The sequence below is a fragment of the Ruegeria sp. YKSD179 genome (assembly GCF_059612885.1).
In genome coordinates this window covers 1-4,099 of record NZ_JBXWRL010000109.1, presented here as the reverse complement: position 1 = coordinate 4,099, position 4,099 = coordinate 1, and the positions used below count along the sequence as shown (strand labels likewise).

4 protein-coding genes and 1 tRNA gene are annotated in these 4,099 nt (G+C 51.5%); 2 read left to right on the top strand and 3 right to left on the bottom strand.

Going from position 1 to position 4,099, the window contains the following annotated elements; translation table 11 throughout:
* The 3 genes from AC2FNE_RS24415 to AC2FNE_RS24405 form a co-directional block, all read right to left on the bottom strand.
* The coding region (locus AC2FNE_RS24415; RefSeq protein ID WP_496806543.1) for a hypothetical protein at window positions 1-281 on the bottom strand (281 nt) is incomplete at its 3' end.
* On the bottom strand, window positions 278-544 hold the full coding sequence (locus tag AC2FNE_RS24410; RefSeq protein WP_496806542.1) for a hypothetical protein: 267 nt from the start codon (window positions 542-544) through the stop codon (window positions 278-280). The genes AC2FNE_RS24410 and AC2FNE_RS24415, both read right to left, overlap by 4 nt.
* Window positions 545-867: 323 nt before the next feature.
* A tRNA-Leu gene (locus AC2FNE_RS24405) sits at window positions 868-952 on the bottom strand.
* A 708-nt stretch (window positions 953-1,660) separates the two neighbouring features.
* Here AC2FNE_RS24405 and AC2FNE_RS24400 point away from each other — a divergent pair.
* Together AC2FNE_RS24400 and AC2FNE_RS24395 are read left to right on the top strand one after the other, a co-directional pair.
* Window positions 1,661-2,077 (top strand): hypothetical protein, encoded by a 417-nt coding sequence (locus AC2FNE_RS24400; RefSeq protein ID WP_496806541.1) that lies wholly within the window; start codon window positions 1,661-1,663, stop codon window positions 2,075-2,077.
* 2 nt (window positions 2,078-2,079) lie between these two features.
* Window positions 2,080-4,092 (top strand): dynamin family protein, encoded by a 2,013-nt coding sequence (locus tag AC2FNE_RS24395; protein WP_496806540.1) that lies wholly within the window; start codon window positions 2,080-2,082, stop codon window positions 4,090-4,092.
* The last annotated feature ends 7 nt before the right edge of the window (window positions 4,093-4,099 follow it).

Below are 4,099 nucleotides of genomic sequence, written 5' to 3'. Positions count from 1 at the left end.
CTTCTTTCCGCGGGATGCAAATCGCATCTTGAGCAAGCGGCGATTGTATGTGCCAAGAGTGCTGGCTGGCGACTCGTGGCTGAGTCCCTTACGCGTGGATCAAGTGCAAGTTCATCAATCAGCGACTCGACCAAGATGGTGGCCAAGCGGTCGCCGTAAATCACGCCAAGGCTTACCTCAAATGCGACTTGGCACTCGCGAAGTCGTTCGTGCTCGCTGGCGGTGAGATTGTCGAGGACACTGTACGTCGCGACAAGGCGTTCAGTTGCAGGAAAGTTCATTGGGAAATTGCCTCGGTTGTGCGGGCCGCAAGGTCGATGCGGCAGAATTCTTTTTCCATGGATGATGTAAACCAGCCCTTATGGCGGAGACGCAGAAGGAGCGGGCGAAGTTGATAAAGGCGCTGGCTGTTGCCGCCGCGCGGGCCGGGCTTGGCCTTCACATATGGCAGCGGGTTCGGCTTGGTCAGAATGCTGCGCACTGCAAAATCGCCAAGCCCGGTCACACGACGGACATCAGCAAGCGCGACGGTTAAGTCGCTCATCAGGTTACCTCAGTAGGTTGGAGTTTCTGCGCCCCCGGCGCAATGAACGCAGCCCTCACCGAGAGCAAGTTCGTTGTTTGTTCTTACCATATATCGCACCCATTTGTCAAGTTTGAGCGGTCGAACGGGTCAGTTGGTTCTGCCGGTCAAACCAACGCGATTCGGCACGGAAACTGTGGTTGGGATGTTTCAAGAGCAACCACGGAAACACCAAGCGCTTCGCTGCTACGCCGTCGGGGCCGCGCGTAGCAAAATCGTAGCAGTTCGGCCCTTGGCCGCACAACAGTCCAAGCGAAAATTGAGAAAATCATTGTCTGTCAGAGTGGTGCGGGTGGAGGGACTTGAACCCCCACGCCTTGCGGCGCCAGAACCTAAATCTGGTGCGTCTACCAATTTCGCCACACCCGCTTTCTGATGCCCTGCACCAGCATGGCGCGGTGAATAGCAAAGCTTACAAGCGAGCGCGAGTGGTAAAATTGGCGAACCCAAAAAATTTTTCACGATGGAGACAAAGATCGAAGTTCTTGCCGCCGCTAGGAAGTTAGTGTCCTTTGAAAACCTGATTGTCCAAAGTTTTGAGTCACCTTCGGAACACCTTGAGAAATTCCTATTTGGAAGAGCATTCCGCTTATGAAACGCTCGCGACGTAAACAAACTGTTTCCAAATTGGGAACTCCGATAGCTAATACTTGTACTACCCGTATAAATTGTTCTTGCTTAGTTAACCCAAGTCCCCGTTTTGATCGGATTGCACTGGCCCAGGCTGCCCAAGCAACCTTTCTGGACTACAAACGTCACATGCGGTTTTTGTAAATTACTATAAAAAATAAACATTTATAACATGATCTTGCGAATAGGGTTTCGACTCGTTCACGGGGCCCGTTGTACTTGTGAACGGTTTTGTACTGATGATTTGCAAGCCAAAACCCGCTTGGGTTGAGGCGCAAGTAAGAACCTCCTCCTCAATTGCGCCACAATTGAAACGTCAAAATATCCTAATCACGTCAAAATAACACCGTGGTAATCATAATTGATGAACGTCGGGATTTCATGAGTCCTTTTCGCCATCAGGCATCTTGTCAGTATCTGCTCATCTCCAGAACGAGGGCCTTAATAGTGACAGACCAGATAAATTCTGCTGCTTCCGAGCAAGACATCATCGGGCTTGCCCGCAAAAGTTTCATTGGCGAGCTAAAAACCTTCAATTCCCAACACCCAGGAACGGGGTTTGGAATCTCGCTTAAAACACATTCGGGCAACCGCTATCTTCTGGCCAACGCTAGAATGCCGCTGCCTGAATACAGATCTCAAGACTTTCCAACCGGTCGCCGGGTCGCGCGTCTGGAGAACAGTGAGCATTTCCGCTCAATTGAAATCTTGGCTGACTCCTTTGCTTATGAATCGATCTCGCCACGTACCGAAGCGGCGATTTTAGGCAATGCTTTAGACCTAATCGCGCGGATCGATTCGTTGGCCAGTCGGTCGGCGAAAGGTTCGGGCAACCGCATAGCCGCAACTGGTACCGGAGGCTGACCATGGCGCGCAATGACCACCTTCTGTCTGTGGGAAACGAAGCCCTGTCACCGATGACAGATGCAATGTCCGCACTGACAACACAGATAGATCAACTGACTGAGGTGGCGGATGCGCGATCCTCCGCACGCTTGGCGACGCTTAAGACGAAAATGGAAAATTTTACTGCCAGCGTGACGTTGGTAGGTCAAGTCAAGGCTGGAAAATCCTCGATAATCAACATCCTGGCGGGACGGCCGAACCTTTTGCCGTCAGATGTGAATCCGTGGACTTCTGTTGTGACAACCCTGAACATTAATACACGTACCGAGGGGGACGCCCGTTCCAAGTTCACGTTCTTTGAACAGGAAGAATGGGACAACCTTATGGTCGGCGGAGGCCGGTTGGGAGAACTTGCCAATCGCGCTGGCGCCGATGACGAGATGGATGATATTCGTCGTCAAGTCAATGAAATGAAAGCCAAATCAGAAGAACGACTTGGCAAGCATTTTGACCTGATTCTTGGTCAAAGCCACCAATATGACTATTTTGATGACGAATTAATTCAGCGGTATGTTTGTTTAGGTGACGAGGATGATCCGGACATCAACCCCAAGACGGGACGGTTTGCCGATGTAACGAAATCGGCAGAGCTTTTCATGGATATCCCGCAATATCCAATTTCGCTAAAGCTTTGCGATACGCCGGGTGTAAATGACACATTTATGGTGCGCGAACAGATTACGCTTCGCAGTCTGCGTGGTTCCGAAGTGTGCGTCGTCGTATTGGCAGCCAGCCAAGCGCTGACGACAATGGACATGGCGCTGATGAGGATCATTTCTCAGTTCGAAAACCGGCAGATAATCCTTTTTGTGAACCGTATTGACGAGTTGTCGGATCCCGTCACTCAGGTTCCTGAGATTCGCGACCGCATTCAGGACACTCTGAAACAGAATAATATCGACACTGAAACCAGCATTGTCTTTGGGAGCGCCCAGTGGGCCGAAGCTGCTTTGACGGGGAACCCCGACATTCTAACCGAAGAATCCCGTCAGGCTCTGAACACATTCTACCTCGCTGCAGGTTTTGGGGACCAGTCGGCGTCTTTGGACAAAATCTGGGCGCTCTCGGGCCTTCCAGACCTTTTGCTGGCAATGAATGAACGAATCGCCGAAGGAGCGGGGAGCCGACTATTGGATCGTGTGCGTCATCGGGCGCGTAACATTGCCAGCCAAATTCGGGCTACTACGGTGGCAAAGACGTTGTCGACCAACGACGGGGTGCTCCGAGATCTTGACGGAGTGTCCGCGGAAAAAGCAATTGTGACAGTTTCGGAAGAATATGAACGGAAGGTAAACGAACTTACGACCAAGCTGCGGGACAAGGTCTTGGAGCGGCTGGCATCGGCCGAAGTGAATTTTGTCAAACGGGCAACAGACTCACTGATCGCTCATCTAGAGCAAAATGGTGAGGAGGGGACTTGGCAATACGATCCCGCGGGTCTTCGGACTTTGCAAAAAGCAGCATATTTTAGCTTTGGACGTTCCATGCGCAAGGAAGCGGGCGCTATTTATTCCTCGGCGGCTACAGATGTTGAATCTCTGTATATCAAACTTTTGGGCAACCATCTGGGTGAATTCAACATCGAAGCCCCAATCGTCCCGCGTGTTCCGCCTCCCTTGGGCATTGGTCGAACCATCGCATTGGATTTGCAAAGTACGTGGTGGCGTCGGTGGTGGCAGAAACGTAAAGGGTTTGAAGCTTATGCCGCTGATTATACGCGTCTGATTTCGTCTGAGGCGAATTCCATCACAAAAGACATAGAGGAAAATCAGATAGCGGCGGTGCTAGAGAACGTTCGTGCGGGCATGGCGGATTTCTTGGCTGAACAAAAGGACACGCTCCTCAGTATTTCAAAGTCAGGTAATCGCGATCCTGCAGCCCAAGCAGCGTTGAACGCCGGAACGCAGCCACAAAAGTCGCGTGATGACATCCTCGGCGACATCCTCAAAGACCTCAGTAACGAAGCAGCATAAGAAGAGT